This is a genomic window from Gordonia sp. 852002-50395_SCH5434458, from assembly GCF_001665905.1.
Taxonomy (GTDB): domain Bacteria; phylum Actinomycetota; class Actinomycetes; order Mycobacteriales; family Mycobacteriaceae; genus Gordonia; species Gordonia jacobaea.
Map to the genome: position 1 here is coordinate 49,909 of NZ_LZTC01000105.1, position 23,791 is coordinate 73,699.

The 23,791-nt window shown below is 65.5% G+C and carries 25 protein-coding genes and 1 pseudogene; 14 read left to right on the plus strand and 12 right to left on the minus strand.

Translation table 11 applies throughout. The features are described 5' to 3' along the window. Positions 1-16: 16 nt before the first annotated feature. The 4 genes from A5785_RS22410 to A5785_RS22425 form a co-directional block, all read right to left on the minus strand. Positions 17-940, minus strand: a complete 924-nt coding sequence (locus A5785_RS22410; RefSeq protein WP_039854790.1) for an LpqN/LpqT family lipoprotein — start codon at positions 938-940, stop codon at positions 17-19. Between the two features lie 132 nt (positions 941-1,072). Further along, complete coding sequence (locus tag A5785_RS22415; protein WP_039854792.1) at positions 1,073-1,315, minus strand: hypothetical protein; 243 nt, start codon at positions 1,313-1,315, stop codon at positions 1,073-1,075. A 62-nt stretch (positions 1,316-1,377) separates the two neighbouring features. Continuing rightward, positions 1,378-1,836, minus strand: a complete 459-nt coding sequence (locus A5785_RS22420; RefSeq protein WP_005203740.1) for a hypothetical protein — start codon at positions 1,834-1,836, stop codon at positions 1,378-1,380. Positions 1,837-1,949: 113 nt separating this feature from the next. After that, positions 1,950-2,279 carry a hypothetical protein gene (locus A5785_RS22425; protein WP_005203742.1) on the minus strand — a complete coding sequence of 110 codons (330 nt, stop codon included), beginning with the start codon at positions 2,277-2,279 and terminating at the stop codon, positions 1,950-1,952. 130 nt (positions 2,280-2,409) lie between these two features. Here A5785_RS22425 and A5785_RS22430 point away from each other — a divergent pair, with 130 nt between their 5' ends. Then, on the plus strand, positions 2,410-2,883 hold the full coding sequence (locus A5785_RS22430) for an NUDIX hydrolase (RefSeq protein ID WP_005203743.1): 474 nt from the start codon (positions 2,410-2,412) through the stop codon (positions 2,881-2,883). A gap of 1 nt (position 2,884) precedes the next feature. On the opposite strand, the gene A5785_RS22435 is transcribed toward A5785_RS22430, so the two are convergent. After that, positions 2,885-3,403 carry an SRPBCC family protein gene (locus tag A5785_RS22435; RefSeq protein WP_005203746.1) on the minus strand — a complete coding sequence of 173 codons (519 nt, stop codon included), beginning with the start codon at positions 3,401-3,403 and terminating at the stop codon, positions 2,885-2,887. After that, complete coding sequence (locus tag A5785_RS22440) at positions 3,400-3,810, minus strand: ArsR/SmtB family transcription factor (RefSeq protein WP_005203748.1); 411 nt, start codon at positions 3,808-3,810, stop codon at positions 3,400-3,402. The genes A5785_RS22435 and A5785_RS22440 overlap by 4 nt, the downstream gene beginning before the upstream one ends. 136 nt (positions 3,811-3,946) lie before the next feature. On the opposite strand from A5785_RS22440, the gene A5785_RS22445 reads away from it, so the two are divergent. The 4 genes from A5785_RS22445 to A5785_RS22465 all read left to right on the plus strand — a co-directional run bounded on the left by A5785_RS22445 (position 3,947) and on the right by A5785_RS22465 (position 8,715). Then, positions 3,947-4,981, plus strand: a complete 1,035-nt coding sequence (locus A5785_RS22445) for an NADP-dependent oxidoreductase (RefSeq protein WP_005203750.1) — start codon at positions 3,947-3,949, stop codon at positions 4,979-4,981. 128 nt (positions 4,982-5,109) lie between these two features. Then, positions 5,110-5,940, plus strand: a complete 831-nt coding sequence (locus A5785_RS22450; protein ID WP_065181069.1) for an aldo/keto reductase — start codon at positions 5,110-5,112, stop codon at positions 5,938-5,940. Positions 5,941-6,337: 397 nt separating this feature from the next. Then, complete coding sequence (locus A5785_RS22460) at positions 6,338-7,528, plus strand: aminotransferase class I/II-fold pyridoxal phosphate-dependent enzyme (protein ID WP_065181071.1); 1,191 nt, start codon at positions 6,338-6,340, stop codon at positions 7,526-7,528. Next, a complete protein-coding gene (locus A5785_RS22465; protein ID WP_065181072.1) occupies positions 7,525-8,715 on the plus strand; it encodes a serine hydrolase domain-containing protein in 1,191 nt (396 codons plus the stop codon). Before A5785_RS22460 ends, A5785_RS22465 begins: the two co-directional genes overlap by 4 nt. A gap of 145 nt (positions 8,716-8,860) precedes the next feature. Here A5785_RS22465 and A5785_RS22470 read toward each other — a convergent pair whose 3' ends face one another. Further along, the gene (locus tag A5785_RS22470) at positions 8,861-9,964 is read right to left on the minus strand and encodes a hypothetical protein (protein ID WP_065181073.1); all 1,104 of its coding nucleotides are present in this window, start codon (positions 9,962-9,964) and stop codon (positions 8,861-8,863) included. Between the two features lie 271 nt (positions 9,965-10,235). On the opposite strand from A5785_RS22470, the pseudogene A5785_RS23950 reads away from it, so the two are divergent. Continuing rightward, a pseudogene (locus A5785_RS23950) lies at positions 10,236-10,600 on the plus strand (helix-turn-helix domain-containing protein); the annotation flags it as partial. Positions 10,601-10,609: 9 nt separating this feature from the next. On the opposite strand, the gene A5785_RS22480 reads toward A5785_RS23950, so the two are convergent. From A5785_RS22480 to A5785_RS22490, 3 genes are all read right to left on the minus strand, one after another. Then, positions 10,610-10,951, minus strand: coding sequence for an SRPBCC family protein (locus A5785_RS22480; protein ID WP_231895508.1), 342 nt, complete (start codon positions 10,949-10,951; stop codon positions 10,610-10,612). 104 nt (positions 10,952-11,055) lie between these two features. Next, positions 11,056-11,490: an ArsR/SmtB family transcription factor gene (locus A5785_RS22485; protein WP_065181074.1), complete on the minus strand. Its 435-nt coding sequence runs from the start codon at positions 11,488-11,490 to the stop codon at positions 11,056-11,058. Continuing rightward, positions 11,487-11,966: an SRPBCC domain-containing protein gene (locus A5785_RS22490; RefSeq protein ID WP_065181075.1), complete on the minus strand. Its 480-nt coding sequence runs from the start codon at positions 11,964-11,966 to the stop codon at positions 11,487-11,489. The genes A5785_RS22485 and A5785_RS22490 overlap by 4 nt, the downstream gene beginning before the upstream one ends. A gap of 175 nt (positions 11,967-12,141) precedes the next feature. On the opposite strand from A5785_RS22490, the gene A5785_RS22495 reads away from it, so the two are divergent. The 6 genes from A5785_RS22495 to A5785_RS22520 all read left to right on the plus strand — a co-directional run bounded on the left by A5785_RS22495 (position 12,142) and on the right by A5785_RS22520 (position 18,158). Then, the gene (locus A5785_RS22495) at positions 12,142-12,798 is read left to right on the plus strand and encodes a class II aldolase/adducin family protein (RefSeq protein WP_065181076.1); all 657 of its coding nucleotides are present in this window, start codon (positions 12,142-12,144) and stop codon (positions 12,796-12,798) included. Positions 12,799-12,921: 123 nt separating this feature from the next. Beyond that, the gene (locus tag A5785_RS22500) at positions 12,922-14,268 is read left to right on the plus strand and encodes a flavin-containing monooxygenase (RefSeq protein WP_065181077.1); all 1,347 of its coding nucleotides are present in this window, start codon (positions 12,922-12,924) and stop codon (positions 14,266-14,268) included. Between the two features lie 75 nt (positions 14,269-14,343). Continuing rightward, complete coding sequence (locus A5785_RS22505; protein ID WP_065181078.1) at positions 14,344-14,796, plus strand: RidA family protein; 453 nt, start codon at positions 14,344-14,346, stop codon at positions 14,794-14,796. After that, complete coding sequence (locus tag A5785_RS22510; protein WP_065181079.1) at positions 14,793-15,467, plus strand: DUF1028 domain-containing protein; 675 nt, start codon at positions 14,793-14,795, stop codon at positions 15,465-15,467. Before A5785_RS22505 ends, A5785_RS22510 begins: the two co-directional genes overlap by 4 nt. Positions 15,468-15,517: 50 nt before the next feature. Continuing rightward, the gene (locus A5785_RS22515; RefSeq protein WP_065181096.1) at positions 15,518-16,678 is read left to right on the plus strand and encodes a M20 family metallopeptidase; all 1,161 of its coding nucleotides are present in this window, start codon (positions 15,518-15,520) and stop codon (positions 16,676-16,678) included. Next, on the plus strand, positions 16,668-18,158 hold the full coding sequence (locus tag A5785_RS22520; RefSeq protein ID WP_064862340.1) for an aspartate ammonia-lyase: 1,491 nt from the start codon (positions 16,668-16,670) through the stop codon (positions 18,156-18,158). Before A5785_RS22515 ends, A5785_RS22520 begins: the two co-directional genes overlap by 11 nt. On the opposite strand, the gene A5785_RS22525 is transcribed toward A5785_RS22520, so the two are convergent. Then, a complete protein-coding gene (locus A5785_RS22525; RefSeq protein WP_065181080.1) occupies positions 18,094-18,711 on the minus strand; it encodes a TetR/AcrR family transcriptional regulator in 618 nt (205 codons plus the stop codon). The two genes, A5785_RS22520 and A5785_RS22525, sit on opposite strands and share 65 nt — an antisense overlap. Before the next feature lie 270 nt (positions 18,712-18,981). Between A5785_RS22525 and A5785_RS22530 the strand changes: the two genes are divergently transcribed. Both A5785_RS22530 and A5785_RS22535 read left to right on the plus strand, forming a co-directional pair. Continuing rightward, positions 18,982-21,084 (plus strand): oxidoreductase, encoded by a 2,103-nt coding sequence (locus tag A5785_RS22530; RefSeq protein ID WP_064862338.1) that lies wholly within the window; start codon positions 18,982-18,984, stop codon positions 21,082-21,084. A 26-nt stretch (positions 21,085-21,110) separates the two neighbouring features. Next, positions 21,111-22,802 carry an amidohydrolase gene (locus A5785_RS22535; RefSeq protein WP_065181081.1) on the plus strand — a complete coding sequence of 564 codons (1,692 nt, stop codon included), beginning with the start codon at positions 21,111-21,113 and terminating at the stop codon, positions 22,800-22,802. Here A5785_RS22535 and A5785_RS22540 read toward each other — a convergent pair. Continuing rightward, positions 22,796-23,707 (minus strand): LysR family transcriptional regulator, encoded by a 912-nt coding sequence (locus A5785_RS22540; RefSeq protein ID WP_005207121.1) that lies wholly within the window; start codon positions 23,705-23,707, stop codon positions 22,796-22,798. The two genes, A5785_RS22535 and A5785_RS22540, sit on opposite strands and share 7 nt — an antisense overlap. Positions 23,708-23,791: the final 84 nt, after the last annotated feature.

The window sequence follows — 23,791 nt, forward strand, 5'->3', positions numbered from 1 at the left end:
CCCGACTACCCCGAGCTCAGTCGTCGAGCCCCACGCTGCTGACCGCGGCGACGACCTCACGACACAGCTCGCGCCCTTCGCGGAGTGGCACTATGCCGGTCGTGTGGACCAGGTACGCGACGTTCCCACGGGCAAAGACCTCGTATCGCAGTGCGCAGAACCTGCGCTCGCCGAGATCGAGGTACGTCCCCGTCTGCAGCGACGCACCCTCCGTCCGGAATCCCCGAGCAGTGGTGACGACGTCGTCTTCGTCCCAGCCCGGCAGGGCGCGGGCCTCGACGGGCGCATGGTCGAGAAGTGCACCGAGGTCGGTGTGATGGTCGACGATGAACCGGGTGAGCACGATCGCGATGGTGCCTTCACAACCGTTTCCCGCGACGAATAGGCGCAGACATCCCGGCGACTGTGCGGCCTGCCAGGCGTCGTCGAGGTCGATGGTGATCTCGCCGGGCACCGACATCGGATCGGTGACCCGATGCGCGGAGACCGCCATGCGGGTGAGTCGGTCGAGAATCGGCACCGGGGCATCCACCGCCCGCGCAGCTTCGCTTGATCGTCGACGCCGTGCCGCGCCGGCGCTGCGCGGACTGTGCGCGCTGTGTCCACCCAGACGGGTCGACGTGGCTCCGGGCCGATCACGACGATTCATCCGGGTGAAGAACTCGCCCGTTCGCGTATCGATTTCGCCTGTGACGGCACCGAAATCGGACTGGTCGGCAAAGCCGGCAGCAATCCCAGTCGAGTCGGCGATCCCCGCCGAGTCGTCTGGGCACTCGGCGGGGTCCGCGGACCCGGTCGTTTCGGAGTCCTGTGCGGCCCCTGGTGGGTGGATCGGTTCGGCGAGCGTGGTCGACTCGCTCATCACGGCTGGGTCGGGCGCATCCGGGCCGGTCTGCACGAGGAGCCGGGTCACCGGTACGGCATCGCTGTCAACGGACACCGGACAATGGTACGCACGTAACAAACCTGGTGACCATCTCGCGCCGGAGTTGGACGTCCCACACCTCACCGAATCCGCTGAACTGAATCATGCTGTCGCGCTAGCGAATTCGCTGGTGATCGTTTGCCGTCCTCAGAAGCCCGATGAACCACCACTCGACCTCGAGGACCGCGACGACCGGAAGAGCATGTAGCCGCCGTAGATCGCGAGGGCGATGAGCCCGACCCAGAAGAGTCCCTTGAGTACCGGGCCGATGATCGCGAGCGCAATCAGCGCCACGACAACGATCCCCAGGATCTTCCAGAAGCCCATTCCCGAGCCGTTGTTGTTATTGCTGTTCGACGATGTGCTGGTGCTGTCATATGAAGTGGTCATGACTCCACGATGCGCGAGATCTGCAGGGAAATCACCTGTTCGGAACCGATCTGGGGGAAAGATCAGGGGCATCCCCGAGCCGGCTGCGGCGCGGTGTAACTCCACCCGAGGGATGCCGGATTGCCCCACGCACACCGGTCCCGGAACCAGCCGATGCAGATGTCGGCGATGAGTTCTGCAGAGGCGCTCACGAGATAACCGTGGGTGCAGTCGTCGAAGCGGTCGTCGAGGCGCCACCGATTGCGCACCGATCGCGGTACCGAATAGCCGGAAAGTCGAGGACGCTCCATCAGGGCAGTCGACAATCTCACCAGGTAGACATCGCCGTGCAGGACGTGCAACTGGGCGCACTCGACGTCGGCGTCAGGGGCAACTGTGGTGTCGAGTCCCGCGGGTCCGAGATCGAGTACAGCCGCGTTCGGCATCGCGCCCAGCTCCCGGATCAGCCACGTCCGCATCTCCGCCCAACCGGGCGATGCGGACGGCCCGCGCGACACATTGTGCGTAGTAGGGGTGTTCATTTTGCCATGCCTCATCTCGGCGATCGGATGCGCTCTTACACGCGCACACCACAGTGAAGCACCCACCACCGACAGATTCGTCGAACACATACTCGACAAGGTCCGTGTCGCAGCTACTTCTTCTCCGGTTCATCGCGGCCGAGTGCAGCGTCGGTCTGTGCGTCCGCATACCCGGGCTTGGTGATCCAGTTGGCCTCCAGGCCGTCGGCGCGCTTCTGCGCCTCGTACTCCTCGGCGATGTTCTCGTGGTCGACAGTGATCAGCGGAGACCCGCCGAACTCCCGATACAGCGCAAAGACGACGAGCACCAGCCCGAGCACCGCGCACACCCACGTGCTACCCGGAACACTCGACCAACCGCGATCGACAACGTCGACAATCGCCCACACAACCCCGACAAGTCCGACGCAGACCAGCACCACGAAGACACCTTTACCGCGCATCGATTACACCTTTCGCCTGCATGTTCCCGCCGCACGCTCGACCCGGATGGCTCGTAGCCGATCCTGCCACTCCACCGCACGACCCGAGGACCTACGACACAAAACGAACCGACCACGGCAAGATGGCCTCATGCCGATTCCCGGATTCATCACCGAACTGCGCTCCCACGTAGGGCATATGCCGCTATGGCTCTCCGGTGTGAGCGGAGTGGTCCGTGACGACCGCGGACACATCCTGCTCACGCAGCGCGCCGACACCGCCGAATGGGCAGTCGTCTCCGGCGTGCTCGAACCGGGAGAACAGCCGGCACGAGCGATCATCCGGGAGATCGCCGAGGAGACCGCCGTCGACGCGGAGGTGGTTCGATTGACCAGCGTCGACGTCACTCCGATGGTCACCTATCCCAACGGCGATCAGACGCAATACCTCGACGTGTGTTTCCTGGTCCGCCACGTCGCAGGTACGCCACGCGCAGCCGACGACGAGAACACCGATGTCGCGTGGTTCGCACCAGATGCGTTGCCCTCGAGCCTTTCCGAGACGTCGAAGCTGCGCATCGAGAAGGCACTGGCCGACACCTCGGAGGCGTGGTTTCAGCGCTGAGTCAATCAGCGTCGGTCATCTGCTCGGCGATACGCCGGTAGTGCTCGGCTTGCGCCGGATAGTAGTCGTCGAAATCGATGTCCTCGACGCCGGCTCCGACCACGACCGCGACCAGCCGATCAAGGTAGTACTCCCAGCCGGGACCAACGGTCTCGACGCTGCCCGTGTCGTCGAAGATCTGCCGCATAACCAGCGTGGTGAGTCCGTCGACCTCGCTCAATTCGACGCGCAGATCCCATACGAGCCCTTCATCTTCCGACACCACCTGCAGAATCCGGGGCGGTGTGCACTCGACGATGTTCCATGGAGTCGACGCCACGTCGTCGCCTTCGGCGGTCATCACGAGTTCGACCCGACCGGATTCAGGGTCGCCGGTATAGGTGCCGAACCATCGCCCCAACCTGTCGGATTCGGTGACCGCAGCCCACACGTCCTCTATCGACGCACGGAACTCGCGTTCGAACTCGATAACGTTGCGCTCACTCAGTTTTCGGTATCGTCCCGTCGGTTCGGGGATCATCCCGCCTCCTCTTTCCCATGGGATCGCCGCAGTGACCGCTCGCCTTTCGCGCAGTCTTTGCGGGTTCTGTACACCTCGGTGGCGAGCGCATCGAGGGCATGCTGACTGATCGGTGGCAACACCTCGCTCTGTGGCCGATCGAGCGATGTCAGGGAGGCGACGTACTTCGTCACCTCGTCGAGCGCCGCCGGACGCAATCGATGCAGCCGCTCGCGTCCCCTGTCCTCGACGCAGACAAGTCCCGCGTCGTCGAGCACCCGCAGGTGCCTACTCACGGCGGGTCGCGAAATCGTCGCCTCGGTAGACAATTCACGCGTGAGGTCGATCACGCGCATCGGCGCCGTCGCGATGTGGTCGAGAATGCGTCGTCGGACCGGGTCTGCCAATGCGTCGAAGATGTCCTGCACACAGCAAATGGTAACTAATCAGTTACCAATTTAAGAAGACTTTCTCTCATCCGCTGCTGTCCGAGTACAGCGATCGACACCGGACGGTGACCTTCGGATCGGAATAGCGCGACGGTGCCTACGCCTTGAAACAGTTATGGCCGATTCAACGAACTCAGACTCCTCGACTACTGACTCAGCGAAGACACCGACCAACGAGAACACTCTCGACATCGAGTCGGCCGCCGTCACCGCGCGGCAGGCTGTGGCCAACGAATACGGCGAACCTTCGACGGTCGTCGAGATCGTGAAAGCCGAATTGCCACTCCCCGACCCAGGACAAGTCGTCATCGATGTCACGGCGATCGGCGTCAATCCCGCCGACGCCAAGACCGTGCGCGGAGTGATGGGCACCGACGAATCGAAACTTCCCATTCCTATCGGCAACGAACTCGCAGGCGTCGTCCGTGCCGTCGGCGATCCACTCGACGGCCAGACACCTGGCTTCGCGGTCGGCGACGAGGTCATCGCCTACCCGATCTCAGGCGCCTACGCCGACCACGTCGTCGTCGATGAGAAGTCGGTTCACCGCAAACCGGCGGGACTCGATGACGAACATGCGGCGAGTCTCCTGCTGGCAGGTGTCACCGCGGCCGACGCGATCGCCACCGCCGGCGTGCACGCCGACGACACCGTGCTCATCCACGGCGGCGCCGGAGCCGTCGGCGTGGTCGCGGTGCAGTTGGCACGCAAGATCGGAGCTACCGTCATCGCCACCGCCGCGCCCGCCAATCACGACCATCTGCGCGAACTCGGGGCCATCCCTGTCGCATACGGCGACGGCCTTCTCGAGCGTGTACAAGCTGCTGCGGAAAACCCGGTCACGGCGGCGATCGACACGGTGGGCACCGACGAGGCAATCGACGTGTCCCTCGCGCTCGTCGACGACCGCGACCGCATCGTCAGCATCGCGGCGTTCGGACGTGGCGACGACGGCATCGTGCTGATCAACGGTTCCACTTCGCAGAGCAAAGAGAACCGCAGCAACGCAATCGACGACCTCATCACCGACGCGGCATCGGGCGCTCTGGTGACAGATGTCGCCCGGACGTATCCGTTGGACCAGGCCGCCAAGGCACTCGACGACATCTTGTCGTCGCATCCGCGCGGCAAGTTCGTATTGCTGCCCTGACGCCTTTAGAGCGAATTATCTCGCCAGATAGGCCTCGGCTACGACGCCGCGCATGCAGACCGAGCGTGCACGGAGTCCCCCGGCTATCGCGATGTATCTGTTAGTTCCATAGACGCGAAAGGTGTTCCATGACAGTCCCACTCATCACCCTCAACAACGGCGTCGAGATCCCGCAGCTCGGTTTCGGTGTGTTCCAGATCGAGCCGGAGAAGACAGTCGACGCGGTGCGGACCGCGCTCGACGTCGGCTACCGCCACATCGACACCGCCGAGATGTACGGCAACGAGAAGCAGGTCGGTGAGGGCGTCAACGGGTCCGACATCCCGCGCGAACAGGTGTTCATCACCAGCAAGCTCAACAACGGATTCCACGCGTACGACGACGCACTCAAGGCCACCGACCAGACGCTCGCCGACTTGGGCGTCGACGCCGTCGACCTGTTCTTGATCCACTGGCCGCTGCCGGAGGTCGGGGATTTCGTCGAGACATGGAAGGCGCTGGAGAAGATCTACGCCGACGGCAAGGCGCGAGCCATCGGAGTGTCGAATTTTCAGAAGCACCACCTCGAGCGGCTCTTCGCCGAGACCGAAATCGTGCCCGCGGTGAATCAGATCGAGGTGCACCCCTATCTGACGCAGGACGATCTGCGGGCATTCAACGCCGACCACGGCATCGCGACCGAGGCGTGGTCGCCGATCGCGCAAGGCGACGTCCTCGACGACCCGGTCCTGAAGAAGATCGCCGAGGAGAAGGGTAAGTCGACTGCCCAGGTCACCCTGCGGTGGCACATCCAGCGCGGCGACATCATCTTCCCCAAGTCGGTCACCCGCTCGCGCGTCGAGGAGAACTTCGACATCTTCGACTTCGAGCTGTCCGGCGACGACGTCGCAGCCATCGACGGCCTCAACAAGAACAAGCGCCGCGGCCCCGACCCGGACACCTTCAACTACGTGCCCTGACCTGCGCCGCGCAAACGGTTCGCTCCCGCTCGGCGAAAAGCCGAGCGGGAGCGGCGGCTTTTGCCAATCGAGCTGGCCCCCCGCTGATCGAGCCGCTCTTCCGATGATCGAGCCACTCTTCCGCTGATCGAGCCACTCTTCCGCTGATCGAGCCACTCTTCCGATGATCGAGCCTCTATCCGATGATCGAGCTTGTCGAGATCACCCCTTCCGCTGATCGAGCGGGCGCGAGCGCAGCGAGCACCCGAGTCGAGATCACCACACCCGCCGATCGGCCCGACCCACCGATCGAGCCTCTATCCGCTGATCGAGCGGGCGCGAGCGCAGCGAGCACCCGAGTCGAGATCACTTCCCACCCCGAAACATCTCGCGAGCACCGTCGCGCACAATGAGATGAATGAAGATCTCGCAGCGCGCCCAGGAGGTCGCACCGTTCTACGCGATGGACTTCGCGAGCAGAGCGGCCGCCGTCGAGGCGCAGGGCAGCCCGGTGATTCGGCTGAGCATCGGCGAACCCGATTTCGGTGCTCCGCCTGCATTTCTCGCGGCAGCCCGAGAGGTCTCCGACGGCCGCCCACTGACGTACACGGGCGCACTTGGCCTCCCCGAACTACGTGAGGCCATCGCCGACTTCTATCGCCACCACTTCCGCGCCGACGGCGTCACGGCGGAGCAGGTCGCAGTCACCTCGGGAGCGTCGGCGGCGCTGCTTCTGGCATGCGCCGCACTGATCGACCCGGACGACGGTGTGCTGATCGGCGATCCGTCGTATCCGTGCAATCGACAGTTCGCCCAGGCGTTCGGCGCGCGCGTCAGCTTGGTGCCGACCGGCGTCTCCGATCGCTTCCAGCTCACCCCGGACGCCGTCGACGCCGCGTGGTCGGAGAGCACACGCGGGGTGATCGTGGCGTCGCCGTCGAACCCGACCGGGACGTCGTTGCCCTACGACGACCTCGTCGAGCTGTGCCACCGCGTTGCCGCGCGCGGCGGGTGGAGCATCGTCGACGAGATCTACCTCGGACTCTCCGATCCCGGGCCCGACGGCCGACCGCCACGCAGCGTCCTCGCCGACCCCGCCACCGGCCCCGATGTTGTTGTGGTGAACAGCTTTTCGAAGTACTTCGGCATGACGGGCTGGCGGCTCGGCTGGTGCATCCTGCCACCCGACATGGTCGACGTCGTCGAGCGCCTCGCGCAGAACTTCTACGTGTGCCCACCCACGCCGGCACAGTACGCTGCGCTGAGCTGCTTCAGTCCGGAATCCCTTGCGGTATGCGAAGATCGACGCCGCGAGTTCGTCTCGCGCCGACAACTCGTACTCGACGCACTCACTGCGATGGGCTTGCGTGTGCCGGTCATCCCCGACGGCGCGTTCTACGTGTACATCGACGTCTCCGACACCGGACTGGGCTCGTGGGAATTCTGCGAGCGCGCACTCACCGAAGCACACGTCGCACTCACTCCCGGAAAGGATTTCGGCACCGCAACGGCCGATGATCACGTCCGACTGTCGTACGCGGCATCGACGGCCGATCTCACCGAGGGTCTCCGACGTCTCGCATCGTTCGTCGAAGGTCTGGCGTCATGAACCTCGACGGCACTGACCTCGACGACGTTGCACTCGATCACGTAGTCGACGCCGCGCCAGCGGATTGCGCGCTACCCGGCGTCGTCGCAGGTGTAACCACTTCCCACGACACGATCTACCTCAAAGCTGCAGGTCCTCGGACCGCGGGCACCGACGAGGCGCTGGCCACGGATGCCGTTCTCGCACTGTTCTCGATGACCAAACCGCTGACCGCAACGCTGGCACTGCAACTCGTCGACGACGCCCTCCTCGACCTCGACGCCCCCGCGTCCGAGTACGCCCCCGACCTCTCCGGATTCGGCGTCCTCACCGGATTCGATGGAGACACACCGGTGGTGCGCGCGCCACGGACGCCTGCGACTACCCGCCAATTACTTACTCACACAGCAGGATTCGCCTACGACTTCTTCGATGCCGACTGCGCGCGAGCGATCGCGGACCTCGGCCTGCCCGACGTCGCGACCGCGACCAAGGCATCGCTGCAAGCACCACTGATGTTCGATCCCGGAACCCGATGGGAGTACGGGACGAACCTCGACTGGGTGGGCAGGGTCATCGAAGGCGCGACCGGACGCCGACTCGGCGACGTCATGTCCGAACGCCTACTCACGCCGCTAGGCATGCGCGACACCACTTTTCGTCGCGGACCACAGATGCTCGAGCGGAGCGCGACCCTGCACGTACGCACCGGCGACGGTCACCTCAAGGCATTGCGGCCACCGACCTCGCCCGACGATCCCGAACTCGATATGGGCGGCCAGGGCATCTACTCCACCGCCGAAGACTTCCTCACCTTCATCCGCTTCTGGTTGCGCGGCGGCAGATCCGACTCGGGGCAACAGCTCCTCCGCCCGGAAACGGTCGACGCCGCAACACGCAACCACCTCGGAGCGCTCGGGATCACGCCGCTCCCCGGCGTCAACCCACGCAAGACCAACGATGTCGACTTCTTTCCCGGCGTCGACAAGGGGTGGAATCTCATCGCGATGACAAACAATTCCCAGGCACCGACCGGACGCAGCGCGGGCTCCATGGGCTGGGCCGGGCTGGCCAACCTCTACTTCTGGGTCGATGCCCAAAGAGGCATCGGCGGACTCTGGGCCACCCAGCTCCTACCGTTCTTCGACCCTGCCGCCGTCGCCGCGTCGCAGCAGTTCGAGAAGGCGGTCTACGACTCCCTGCGCTGAGCGCGCCTGGTGACACCGCGGTCCGGAGCCGACACCGAACGTCGCGCCGCACGAGCCGTCGGGGCCGGTGCGCGGCGTCGAGAATATGTGTCGTCTTGAAGGATGTGTGTGCTGCAGCGCCCACATCCTTCGATACGGCACACATTCATGCGCTGGCAGGTTCGACGATCAGCGCCAACTTCACCAGCCAGCGTCGAATCAGCGCTGCCACTCTCCCTGCGCGAAGGTCGTCCCAGGTCCAGCGCACGACCATGATGCCCATCGCGCGGAGTTCGTCTTCCCGACGCTTCTCGCGCACCACGACCTCGGTGGCGTCCTCCCCAGGTTTGAGGAGCTTCGCGTACTTCACCTTGCCGTCGAACTCTCCGACGAGCCTCCCGCCCCAGTCGAAATCAGTACGCGCCACGTGCTCGCCGTCGACGTCGCGGAACGTGTGCTGCAGCCTCGCCGCGGGCAGACCCGCCTCGATCATCTGCGCCCTACTCCACGACTCGCCCGGATTCTCCGACCGCCCGTCGGCGTGATGCAGCGCTCGGCGCGCCAGACCCACACCGCGACGCTTGCCGGCGAGCATCTTCGTCATGACGTCGCGGTCGGCACCGAGCCGCAGAGCCGAATCAACAACGGCGAGCGCCTGGGCGAACGTCTGTGCCCCGCAGGCAATGTCGACGGCCGTTCGTTCGATCGAGGTGATCAGCACGCCGTCGACCTCGACGAGTTCGTCGTCAGACAGTGCCGCGACATGGCGGTGATGGGTCGCGGTTCGAAATCCCGCACCACTCACCGTCGTCGAATGGACGCGCGTCAGCGTCGGCGAGAGCATCTCGAGGCCATGCACCGCCGCGGCACTCTGATGACTCAGCGCAGCGCGAGCCTTCGGCCCCGACTCCTCCACTCCTGATACCGCTGCGCCCGACTCCTCCACTTCAGGCTTCCCGGCGCCCGACTCGACAGCGCCCGACTCGCCCGGCCCGAGATCCCCTGCGCCCACGCCATCACCCCTCACGGCTCGCACGGACGCGAGCGCGACGAGCCGGTGGCGTTCGAGCCGAGTCCGCTCGGCGCGGACGACGAAGACCCCGCGATGGACACGCTCGATCTCCCGTCGACGCAGCGACGCGCGCAGGTCGTTGTCGGTGTATCCGGCGGCAAGAACCGCGTTCCGATGGATGAGCCCGAACCGGTCGGCTGGATAACAAGCAGCGGGATAGCGGGCAGCAGAGTCAGGTTCAGTAGCGGGTGAGTGCATGACATATCCGACGCACCCCCGACCCGCCGGGTTCCACATCCGCCGAGATACGCCTCTGGCCGCGGTAAATGTGTGTCGAACGTGAGGATGTGGGTGCTGCAGCACCCACATCCTTCGATCCAACACACGTTCACAACCAGGCCCGACGTCGGGCGCGCCGCGCCCAGCCGCGGACGACCGCCGCGCTCGCTGGCGAAGTCGGCGAAGTCACAGATCATGCAGCGCATGGTCTCGCAGGCCAGCGAGCGCGAATCCCGACTTCTCAACGCGCCCTTCCACGACTGGTCGGCCGCAAAGTTCGTCGTGGCGTCAGTGCTGCGACAACGTCGCCGGGCACGTTCGGGCCGGACGTTGGATCGCGGTCTCGGGCGAATCCGGTACCGGTCGGACCGCCGTACTCCGGGCCGCGGTCGAACTCCCTCCGCTGCGGCATAGCATCGAAGACCTCCACGATCTGGTGCCGACACTGCTCAAACAACTGACCCGTGGACGGGAGTTGACCGTCGCTCCGGACGCGACGCAATCGTGCGCAGCCTCGAGGAGAACAACCACAGCAAGGCCGCGGCCGCCGCGGCCCTCGGTATCTCGCGGGCGACCATCTACCGCAAGATCCGCGAGTTCGGGATCAACACCTGACCCCGTGCATCAGTGCCAGTCGCTGACCGCCACATCGCGCGGTGCGGGTGTCCCCTTGCCGGACTCGATCAGCGCTTTGAGGCTCAACAGGAAGACCGCCCACTTGGTGCTGCAGTGATTCATGAACGGCACCTGCTCACGCCAGCCGTCGTGACTGAACATCACGATGGCGTGGTCTCCCTCCTGGCGCAGCGACCACGTGATGGTCGTGCCAACCCACTCGTCCGGCCCCTCGACGACCCGCCATCGCACCGACTCCGACGGAACGGTCTCGAGTACCTCCATGTCGAATCCGCCGACTGGCGGGAAGCGGAATTCGAGGCGTCCACCGGCCGTGCCGTCCCCGCTCACGTCTTCTGTCCACTAGCCCGCAAGACCGTCGATCGTGGTCAGTACGTCGTAGACGTCTGTGGTGGTGGCGCCTTCGACGCCGATCCTGTGCAGAATGCTGCTCATCACGTACTCCCTTGTTCTTTATGTTCTGAACGGCTCTGTTCTGGACCGTTCTGTTGCGAACGTTGGTGTTCTGTCTTGCTGCGGTTCCGGGCATGCTGCAACGCCTCGGCGATGCCCTTGATGCGATGCAGCCGGGCATCCCATGCCGCGCCGACGGATTCGAGCTGCGCAGCAGCCTTCGCGAGCTGAGCCCTGTTGACGTCGTAACGTCGCTCGCGTCCCGCAGGCGTCGCGTGCACGAGTCCTGCTCGGTCGAGTACGCCGAGATGCTTTGCCACTCCCTGCCTGCTGACCGGAAGCTGTTCGCTCAACGACGTCGCCGTGCCCCCGTCGCCAGCGAGAAGCAGGTCGACGATGCGGCGCCGCGTCGGATCTCCGATGGCCGACCACAGCGCGTCGTCGACGTCGCCTGTCGACGCTTGGCCCCGCGTCACGACGCTGCTTCCATTCCGGCAACGTAGGTCACCAGTCGGGGCAGGAAGTAGTTCCAGCCGTCGATGTGTTCGCGGAACTGCCGCTCGAGTTCTGCTTCCTCCCAACCTCTTTCACGGAATCCCGTCTCGGTCATCGTCAGCGTCGTACCGCTGCCCGACGCGGTGAGGGCGAAGGTGACGAGCAACGAGTTGCCCGCGGCCGGGTCCTCGCCGACCTGGTGAGTCCACCGGAACGAGAACGTGCGCGGCGGATTCGATTCGACGACGCTGAACTGCTGGACGGTCTCGTCGCCCTCGGCGGTACGGAACACCAACTCGCCGGGCGATCCCGGCTCGAGTCGGTATCGCGCCTCATCTGGCCACCACTGTTCGACGTACTCGGGCGAACTCACCACGTCGAACACGATGTCGGGCTCCGCATCAATGTAGAGCTCGCGCACGAGGGTCCCCACCTCTGCGTCGGTCAGCTTGTCCATGTCGCCTCCTGCAACCTCTGGTTGCGTATCAATCCGATGCGCAACCATTAGTTGCATTGAATTCGCTCAACCAATCGGAACGTGACGGTGAGAGAAGCCCGCGGAACCAGATCGAGATGCGCAGCCGCAGCCGTCTCACTGCGGCGAGACCGTTCGAACGACTACCGTCGAAGAGGTGGACATCGTCGATCAGCGCGTACCCCTGTGCGTCGCTGCGCATCAGCTCGCAGCCGCGGGCACGTCGCTGAGCACCGGCGGCAACCTCTCTGTCCGCGTCGGCGATTGCGTGCTCGTGACGCCATCGGGCGCACGCCTCGGCGCCGTCCAACCGGACCAGCTGGTCGTCGTCAACATGGATGGCTCGGTGATCGAGGAAACCCGCTACCGGCCGACGGCAGAACTCCGATTCCACCTCGACCTCTACCGGTCGACCTCCGCGTCGGCAATCGCCCACGCTCACCCGCTCGCGTCGGTCGCGGTGTCGACGATCACCGAGCTTCTCCCACCGATCCACTACGACGCCGCGATGGTCGGCGGCTCGGTACGAGTCGCCCCCTACGCGGTCTTCGGCAGCCCCGAGCTCAGCGAAGGCGTGGTGGCGGCACTGTTCGAGCGCACCGCAGCCCTGATGCGCAACCACGGTTCGGTCGCCATCGGTGGCAACATCGAGACCGCGTGTGAGCACCTCGGCGTCGTCGAATGGCTCAGCGAGGTGTATCTGAAAGCCGTCAGCGCCGGGGCGCCGGCAATACTCAGCGACGACCAGCTCACCGAGGTCGTCGCCACCGCCGCCCGACGGGCCTACCAGCCCTACCCCGGTCGCGACCGCTGAGAATGCGGCACAACCCTACATCGGCTGAACCGATGTAATACCCAGGATATCTCTGCTGTACAGATGCAGGCGGTCCGATGATCATTGAGTCAACGACAACGCATGCAACAGCGGAGGTACGAGATGGTGGAGTTGGCTACGCCGGGGACGCAGACACCCGCGGGTACCGCGGCCACACAGGTCGAGGTGCTCGTCGTGGGCGCGGGCCAGGCAGGTATCGCGATGAGTGAGCATCTCACCACACAGGGAATCAACCACCTCGTACTCGAGCGTGATCGCGTCGCCGAACGCTGGCGCACGTGGCGATGGGATTCGTTGGTCGCCAACGGTCCCGCATGGCACGACCGCTTCCCCGGACTGGAGTTCGGCGTCGACGCCGACGCGTTCGCGACCAAGGATCAGGTCGCCGACTACCTCGGCTCCTATGCCCAGCGCATCAATGCACCCATCCGCACCGGCGTGGAGGTGACATCGGTCCGTAAGAAGCAGGGCGAGAACGGCTTTCGCGTCGATACCTCGGATGGCCCGATCGAAGCCGACTTCGTCGTTGCCGCCACCGGCGCCTTTCAGACCCCGGTCATCCCCGCCGTCGTGCCTCACGAAGCGCCCTTCCATCAGATCCACTCCAGCGACTATCACAATCCGCAGCAGCTCCCCGGCGGTGGCGTTCTCGTCGTCGGCGCGGGATCGTCGGGCGTGCAGATCGCTGCAGAATTACGCGCGTCAGGCCGCGCGACGTACCTCGCCGTCGGACCGCATGATCGCCCGCCACGTAGTTACCGTGGACGCGACTTCTGTTGGTGGCTGGGCGTTCTCGGCAAGTGGGACGCGGCGGCCCCTCCCGCGGGCGCCGAGCATGTGACCATCGCAGTCAGCGGCGCGGGCGGTGGGCACACCGTCGACTTCCGGCAGCTCGCCGCGGACGGGATCACTCTTCTCGGGCGCGCGCAGGCATTCGACGCCGGCACCATGACCTTCGCCTCCGACCTGCGCACCAACATCGAGAACGGCGACGCAACCTATCTCGCCATGCTGCGAGAGGCCGACGACTACATCGAGCGCAACGGCCTCGACCTCCCCGCGGAGCCACAGGCGCACATCCTGGGACCACTCCCCGACTGCATCACCGACCCGATCGCACAGCTCGACCTCGCGGCAGCCGGGATCACGTCCATCGTGTGGGCAACCGGTTTCGCCTATGACTACGGCTGGCTGGAGGTCGACGCCTTCGACGAGAAGGGCCGCCCGGTCCACCAGCGGGGCGTGTCGGTCGAACCGGGAATCTACTTCCTCGGGCTGCCCTGGCTCTCACGTCGAGGGTCGAGCTTCATCTGGGGCGTATGGCACGACGCGAAGTACCTGGCCGACCAGATCGCGATCCAGCGTGGCTACCGGGCCTACCGACCGGAGCAGGTCGACGCCACCACACCGGCGGACTCTGATGTTCCTGCCGCGCAAGCTGTTTCCTGAAATCGCCGTAATCTGCCAACACGCAAACCCCGCCCACTTCATTTACTCCACCAGCCGCAGCACGAGGAGCGACCCATGAGCGCCGCCGTCAGCCCTGACGTCACCCACACCCGGATCCGTCCCTTCAACACCCGCGAGACCTACCCGGAACAGAACCTCGACAACGACCTCTGCCAGGCCGTCGTCGCGGGCGGCGTCGTGTACCTGCGCGGCCAGATCGGCCAAGATCTCGACACTCGCGAATCGGTGGGCATCGGCGACGTCGAGGTGCAGGCAGAGAAGGCGATGAGCAACATCGCCATGCTGCTCGACGAGGCGGGCAGCTCGCTGCGCGACATCGTCAAGGTGACCGTGTACCTCACCGACATCCGGTACCGCGAGACGGTCTACCGGGTGATGGGCCGTTGGCTCAAGGGCGTGTATCCGGTGTCGACCGGGCTGGTGGTCGACGCACTCGCGCGGCCGGAATGGCTCGTCGAGATCGATGCGACCGCAGTTCTCAGCGAGCAGAGCGAAGCGGCACGATGACGATGTCACTCGTGGCGCGCGACCCCGCAAGTGGCGCGTTCGGCATCATCGTCTGCTCGTCGAGTCCCGCGGTGGCAGCGCGCTGCGCACACCCTGGGGCAGGCGTCGGAGTGGTGGCGTCGCAAAACGTCACCAACCCCGCGCTCGGGCCCGCGGTGCTCGACCGACTTTCCGACGGCCTCGACGCCGAGAAAGCGCTCAGCGCAGCGCTTTCCGCGGAGCAACACCCCGAGTACCGCCAGGTGAGCGTCGTCGACACACACGGGCACACCGCGCTGCATTCCGGCGCTCGCAGCCTGGGCACCTACGGCGGCGTCGAGGGCGATCAGGCGGTGGCCGCGGGAAATATGCTCGCCGATCTGTCTGTGCTCGAGTCGCTGCTGAACGGCTATGCCGACAGTGCCGCCGACACATTCGAGCAACGACTGCTCGACGGGCTACACAGCGCACTCGACGCCGGCGGCGAAGAAGGACCGGTGCACTCTGCAGGCCTCCTGGTCGTCGAGGACGTGCCGTGGCCGGTGACCGATCTGCGCGTTGACTTCGCCGACGATCCGCTCGGCGACCTCGCTTCGCTCTGGCAGATCTGGCAACCGCAGAAGAACGACTACCGTGTCCGCGGCGTCGACCCGACGCGTGCGCCCTCCTACGGAGTTCCGGGAGACCTGTGACCACCATCGACGCCACCCCCGATCGATTCGACGCCGAACTCGGCAGCCGTATCGCGTCGGCGCACCCGAGTCTGATCGCGCTCTCGCACGACTTGTACGACAATCCCGAGACCGCTTGGGAGGAAACCTATTCGGCAGCTCGGGTCGCCGGTTCCCTCTCCGACGGCGGCTTCACCGTCGTCGAACAGTTCTGCGACCTCCCGACCGCGTTCACCGCGACGCTCGGCAGCGGCGACCTCCACGTCGCGCTCTGCGCCGAATACGACGCACTGCCGGGACTCGGACACGCCTGCGGACACAACCTCATCTCTGCGATCACCGTCGGCGCGGCGCTCGCACTGGCACCGATCGTCGACGACCTCGGTCTGACACTGACGGTCATCGGCACTCCCGCGGAAGAGGGCGGTGGCGGCAAGATCGAACTGCTCGAACGGGGCGGATTCGCCGCTCAGCATGCCGCCGCGATGGTTCACCCCGGACCGGCTGACGTCGCACGCGCGCGGCCATTCGCCGTGTCGCACAGCCACATCGACTACCACGGCAAGTCAGCGCACGCTGCCGCATACCCCGAACGTGGCGTCAACGCCGCGGATGCGTTCACCATCGCTCAGGTAGCCATCGGCCTTCTGCGCCAACAGCTTCCGGCGTCGGTGCGCGTGCACGGCATGATGACACGCGGCGGTGAGGCACCCAACTCCATCGCCGAGCACACCGAGGGACGCTGGTATGTCCGCGCCGAAACACTTGCCGAACTCGCCGAGGTCGAACCCCGTGTCATGCGATGTTTCGAGGCGGGCGCACTCGCCAGTGGCGCGACGCTCACGGTGACCCCGGAGTCGAAGCCCTACGCCGAGTTCCGCACGGACGATGAACTTCTCGGCCGCTACGAACGCCGCGCACTCGCGGCGGGACGCAGCTTCGGCTCCGGACCAGACGCGACCATGGCGCGTGCGTCGACCGATATGGGCAATGTCTCGCAGGTGCTGCCTGCGATTCACCCCTACATCGGCATCGACTCGCTGCCCGCGGTCAACCATCAACCCGAATTCGCCGCTGCCACACTCACCTCGGCGGCGGAGACCGCGATCGCTCAGGGTGCGCTCGCGCTGGCGGGAACCGTCGTCGACGCCGCCCTGCTCGATACGATCCGCGACAGGCTCCTGGCCAACGGCACTCGCACGTCATCGCTAGGGGCAACAGATGAGCACTGACGCCGCGGGTGCGGTTCGCATCGAGCACGACCTCCTCGGCGATCATGCGGTACCCGCCGACGCCTACTACGGGGTGCACACCGCACGGGCGATGGAGAACTTCCCGATCTCCGCGGTTCCCATCTCCACACACCCCGATCTCGTCGTCGCCCTGGCTTCGGTGAAACAGGCTGCCGCAGAGTCCAATCGTGAGCTCGGACTACTCGATCCCCCGATCGCCGACGCGATCATCACGGCATGCACCGAAATCCGCTCCGGATCGCTTCACGAGCAGTTCGTCGTCGACCAGATCCAGGGCGGCGCGGGGACGTCGACCAATATGAACGCCAACGAGGTGATCGCGAACAGGGCGCTCGAACTGCTCGGGCAGCGACGCGGCGACTATCACGTGCTCCACCCGCTCGAACACGTCAACCTCGGACAGAGCACCAACGACGTCTACCCCACTGCCGTGAAGGTGGCGCTCGGAATCGGCGCCCGTGGGCTCTCGGACGCACTGCGCGAACTGGCGGCCGAATGTGCCGACAAGGCAGTCGAATTCGGCGACATGCTCAAACTCGGACGTACGCAACTGCAAGATGCCGTGCCGATGACGCTGGGGCAGGAGTTCGGCGCGTTCGCGGTCACCATCGGCGAGGACGCCGACAGGATGGACGAGGCTATCTCGCTCATCGCCGAGATCAATCTCGGCGGCACCGCGATCGGCACCGGACTCAACGCCCACCCGTCCTACGCCGCGCAGGCATGCGAACGCCTGCGACAGCTCACCGGTCTGCCGCTGACCACCGCGGGAGATCTGGTCGAGGCGACGTCAGACGTCGGCTCCTTCGTACAACTCTCCGGTGTCACCAAACGTGCCGCGGTGAAGCTGTCGAAGATCTGTAATGATCTGCGCCTGTTGTCTTCTGGTCCGCGTGCGGGCTTCGGCGAGATCGTGCTTCCCGCCGTGCAGGCCGGATCGAGCATCATGCCGGGCAAGGTCAACCCGGTCATCCCCGAGGTCGTGAACCAGGTGGCCTTCGAGGTGATCGGCAACGACCTCACGGTGACCCTCGCCGCGGAAGCAGGTCAGTTGCAGCTCAACGCTTTCGAGCCGATCATCGCGCGGGCGCTCCTCTCGTCACTGACCCATCTACGCGCAGCGGTGCACGTACTCGGCGAACGCTGTATCCGAGGCATCACCGCGAAAGAAGACCGCATGCGTGCTGCGGTGTACGGCTCGGCCAGTATCGCCACCGCGCTCAATCCGGTCCTCGGCTACGAGGCGACCACCGCGTTGGTCGCGGAGGCAGTGGCAACCGGAGCGTCGATTCCCGATCTCGTCCGACGCTCCGCACTGCTCGACGACATCGCCCTCGACACCGCGCTCCACCCCGACAACCTCTGTCGGCCACACGATTCGGCGCGTCCAGACGTCAGCGGGGACTCTCCTCGACCACGAGATCCGGACACCGCAACGCTGCCTGCAGATACTGCATAACGGCGCTGCGAGCACTCGCCGCGTCGAGTGTTCTGGTGCGCCCGACAAGGTGTATTCCGCATCCGTCTTCGAGCGCCACCGCGGCCCTGGCGACGCGTTCGCTGTCGACGTCGGCGAAGACACCCTCCGCGATACCCCCATCGATCGCCTCGCGGTAGAGCGAGGTCTCGAGGTCGAAGAGCGTTGACATCAGTTCGGCATGTGCGGGTGAGCGCGCACTGTAGAGATGCAATTCGTACAGCGCAGGTGACATCGGATCATCCGGGTCACAGATTCCGAGTTCGACGAGCCGTGCCAGGGCCTTTACCGGATCGTCGACGTCGGTGGCGGCGGTGCGTCGGGTCTCATAGAACCGCGTGACCGCAGCCTCGTGCACAGCAAGCAACAACTCGTCGATCCCGGGGAAATAGTAGGTGATCGATCCTGGCGACAGACCCGCCGCGTCGGCGACGTCTTTGATACGCAGTCCCATCAGTCCGCGCGCGGCGATCGCACGCGTCGCGGCGTCGACGATCTCTGCGCGACGCGCGTGCTGATTGCGTGGACGTGCCATACGTCCCGATACTGCCGCCCTGCACCACGTCGGGGCAACTCCGCTGATTACATCGGTTCTCCCGATGAACCAATTCGGAAGTTCGCACCGTGAGATGTCCGCAACAGGGCTGCCCGATGGGACAAACCGCGATACCGTCATTTCATTCTTTGCGATTTACCTCAAAGAATGACACGAGTCGCCGCCACTGCCCGACGCCGACTCCACAGCCCACAACTGATCACTGCGCCAAGCATTTTCACGCCGCAGCACCTCTCGACGGAGATTCACATGCGCGACCATCGCTACGACATCCTCTTCGAACCGGTCCGGATCGGACCGGTCACCGCCCGCAACCGGTTCTTCCAGGTGCCGCATTGCAACGGCATGGGGTACCGCGATCCGTCCGGCGAGGCGGCGATGCGTCGGACAAAAGCCGAGGGCGGGTGGGCCGTGGTCTGCACCGAGCAGGTCGAGATCCATCCCACCTCGGATATCGGACCGTTCATCGAGCTTCGCCTCTGGGACGACCAGGACATGCCCGCGATCGCGCGTATCGCCGAGCAGATTCACGAGGGCGGTGCGCTCGCGGGAATCGAGCTGGCGCACAACGGACTCAACAGCCCCAACCTGATCAGCCGCGAAACTCCGCTGGCACCACAGCATCTGCCCGTCGTCTCGTGGAATCTCGATCCGGTGCAGGCCCGTGCGATGACGAAGGCCGACATCGTCGATCTGCGCAAATGGCATGCGGATTCGGTCCATCGGTCACTGAAAGCCGGCTACGACATCGTCTACGTCTACGCGGGACACGCGATCGGCGGTCTGCACCACTTCTTGTCGCGTCGATACAACAACCGCACCGACGAGTACGGCGGCAGCCTCGAGAACCGTGTCCGCCTCATCCGCGAGATCCTCGAGGACACCCGCGAGATCGCCGACGGCAAAGCCGCTGTCGCGTGCCGCATCTCGGTCGACGAACTGCTCGGCGACGACGGCATCACCCGCAGCGAGATGGAAGACGTCTTCGGCCTGATCGGCGAGCATCCCGACCTCTGGGACCTCGTGCTCGGAAGCTGGGAGGACGACTCGGTGACCTCGCGCTTCGGCCCCGAGGCCGAGCAGGAACCTTACGTCACCGGACTCAAGCAACTCACCACCAAGCCCGTCGTCGGAGTGGGCCGCTTCACCTCTCCCGACACCATGGTGCGCCACGTGAAGTCGGGCATCCTGGACCTCATCGGCGCCGCTCGACCGTCGATCGCAGATCCCTTCATGCCCAACAAGATCGAACGCGGTGACCTCGCAGACATCCGCGAGTGCATCGGTTGCAACATCTGCGTGTCCGGCGATTTCACCATGTCGCCGATCCGGTGTACGCAAAACCCCACAATGGGTGAGGAATTCCGACGCGGCTGGCATCCGGAGCGCATCTCGGTGAAGGGCTCCGACGCCTCGGTGCTCGTCGTCGGTGCGGGACCGGCGGGCCTCGAAGCCGCTCGGGCACTGGGTAATCGCGGGTATCCCGTGACGCTCACCGAGGCGAGCCGGGTGCTCGGTGGCCGTGTGGCCCGCGAGTCGAAGCTTCCCGGGCTCTCCGCATGGATTCGCGTCATCGACTACCGGCTCCAGCAACTCGACCGGCTCGACAACGTCGAGATCTATCGCGAATCGCCGATGAGCACCGACGACATCCTCGAGTACGGTTTCGACCACGTCGTGATCGCGACCGGGGCGTCGTGGCGTAACGACGGTGTCGGCCGCTGGCACACACATCCCATCGAGATCGATTCCAGCACAGCGGTCTTCACTCCGGACGACATCATGGCCGGGGCGCGGCCTACCGGCAAGCGAGTCGTGCTGTTCGACGACGACCACTACTACCTCGGTGCTGTCATCGCGGAGATGCTGGCCAAGGAAGGCTTCGCGGTCACGCTCGTCACCCCGGTCCCCCAGGTGTCGCAGTGGACCACCAACACCATGGAGGCTCACCGCATCCGCGCGCGCATCATGGATGCCGGCGTCGACGTATGCACCGACACCGCCGTGACAGCTGTCGACGCGTCAGGCGTGCAGACCGCATGCCGATTCACCGGTCGGACAGGGCATCTCGACGCCGACGCCGTCGTCATGGTGACCGCACGTCTCCCCCACGACGAGCTCTACACCCAACTGCAGGAGCGCGGCGACGACTGGGCCGCTGCGGGAGTCAGCAGCGTCACCGGTGTCGGCGACGCCTGGGCGCCGTCGACCATCGCTGCAGCAGTCTGGTCGGGACACCGGTTCGCCGAGGAACTCGACGCGCCGCGTAACGACGATCCGGTGCCGTTCCGCCGTGAGGTCACCGGGTTGTCGATCGAGCCGGTGTTCAGCACGCCGGTCTCGGTGTCCTGACGGCCCCACTGACCACAGGAGTGGTGATGTACGCAGATCACATTTTCACCAACGCCGCGGTGTGGCAACCACTCGGTATGCCACCGGCGAGCACGGTCGCGGTGTCCGACGGCACCATCGTCGCGATCGCGTCGGACGTCGACCGTGACCTCGTCTCGGCGTCGACCGTCATCCACGACCTCGCGGGAGCAAGCCTACTCCCGGGGTTCATCGATGCGCACGTGCATCCAGTGGCAGGCGGACTCGCAGCGCTGCGCTGTGATCTGTCCGAGCTTGCACATGACCGGCGCGGTTACCTCGAGGCCATCGCGGCCTACGTCGACTCACACCCCGATGCCCCGGTCATCACCGGAAGTGGTTGGTATGGCGACGCATTTCCCGGCGGTCTGCCCACACGTGCCGACCTCGACGAGGTGGTCACGGACCGACCGGCTGTGCTTTCCAGCCACGACGGACACGGCGTCTGGGTCAACAGCGCCGCACTCGCCGGCGCCGGAATCGACCGGCACACACCGGACCCGACGGGTGGACGTATTGAGCGCGACGCCGCGGGCGAACCCACCGGCGTCCTGTTCGAGCGGGCGGCCGACAGCGTCCAGGCGCTCGCGCCCGAGATCGACGACGCCGTGCTGCGCGAGGCATTGTTGACAGCTCAGCGTCGACTGCACTCCGTCGGAGTCACCGGCTGGCAGGACGCGGGCGTCGACATCCCCGCATTCGGACTCTCGGACACACTCGCAACGTTCCTCGCCGCGGACGAGGCTGGAGAGTTGACCGCACGCGTGTGCGGGGCATTGTGGTGGGCGGCCGAACAGGGGCTCTCGCAGATCGACGCACTCCGCGAACGCCGGGCACTCGCGCACGGCGGCCGGTTTCACGTCGACACCGTCAAGGTGATGCAGGACGGGATCTGCGAAAACTGCACTGCCGCAATGCTTGCGCCCTACTCCGACCTGCCGACCGGGGCCGACCCCACCGGGCTCTCCTTCATCGACCCGGCAGAACTGAACGAGGTCTGCGCACTCCTCGCACGCGACGAGTTCCACATCCACATGCACGCAGTCGGCGACCGCGCGGTCCGCGAATGCCTCGATGCGCTCGGTGCCGCACGCGCCGCCAATCCACAGTTCGACGCCGCACACCAGATCGCACATCTGGATGTGGTTGACCCGCAGGATATTCCACGCTTCGCAGCGCTCGGCGTGATGGCGAACATCCAGGCACTGTGGGCTCGCCGCGACATCGAGATCGTCGAACGCAAGCTCCCGCTACTGGGCGCCGACCGCGAGCGATGGCACTTCCCCTTCGGTTCGATCAGCGCGGCCGGTGGAACGCTGGCGATGGGCAGCGACTGGCCCGTCACCGACCCCAATCCGCTGTGGGCAATCCACACCGCAGTGAATCGGACCGGTTCTGCCGCCGATCCACATGCAATCGGCACCGACGCTCGCACCGTGCCGCTCGTCGCCGAGCAGGCCCTCACTCTGCGGACCGCCGTCGATGCCTACACGATCGGCGCGGCGCGCGCCGCCCACTGCGCTGAACACAGCGGTTCGATCGAGATCGGCAAGGACGCCGACCTCGTCGCACTCTCCGGTGACATCTCGACAACGCCGGATATCGGTTGCCTCACAGCACAACTGACGATGGTCGGGGGAAGTGTTGTCGGGGGTAGCGTGCTCGGCGAGAACGTCGGTGGCCAGGCATGCGCTCACTGAGCGGAGGTGTCGCCGAACAGATCTCGGCACAGTTCGGCGACGACTGCCGCACGCCGGGTCGGTCGCGCGGCGATCGCATTGAGCAGGACCATCGTGAGCGCGGGCGTCTCGTCGGCGATGGGTATCGCTGCGACCGGATGTCCGTCGAGCGCCATCGGCACGGCGGACTGCAGGTTGAGCACCGTGTATGCCAAGCCACGTCCGACCAGCGCGCGACAGGTCTCGACGGTCGTCGAGCGGTAGCGCACAACGGGTTCGACGCCGGCGTCGGCGAAGACCTGCCGGAAGTAGTCACGGCTGTGTGGCAGGTCGAGCAACGCCATGGGTTCGTCGGCCAGGTCGGCGAGTCGGACCTTCCGTCGTTTGGCGAGTCGGTGCGAGCCCGCGACCAGAGCGTAGGGCGGAACACGGCGCAGCGGCCATCGTTTGAGTCGCGGGTCGTCGACGAGGTCGTATCCGATACCCATCTCGAATGTTCCGTTCGCGACACCCTCGGCCAGGTCGGCCATGTCGACCTCGGTGGTCACCAACTCCAGATTCGGCAGCTTCTCGGCTGCGACGGACAACAACTCAGGAAGGAGGTAGGGCGCCATGACCTCGAAACAACCGATCGTCAGGGTTCCGGTCAGCGAGCCACCCAATCCGTGTGCGGCAGAACGAAGATCAGCCGCGGATGCCAACAACTGGCGGCTCGCCACGAGCAATTGTCGACCTGCGGGAGTCAACGTGATGCCCTTGGCGTGATGACGGACAAGAAGCTGAATCCCCAGTGCCCCTTCGAGATCGGTCAGCGCCGTCGACATCGCCGACTGCGATAGGTGCACCGCCGACGCCGCGCGGGTGATACTCCCCGCCTCGGCCACGGCGACGAAATACTCCAACTGACGCAACGTGTAATCAGCCACGACGACCTCACAGACGATCCGGCGCGGCATCGGCTCGATCAATGCCGATGCACGAGAACCCCGACTCTACAGAACTTCGCCTCA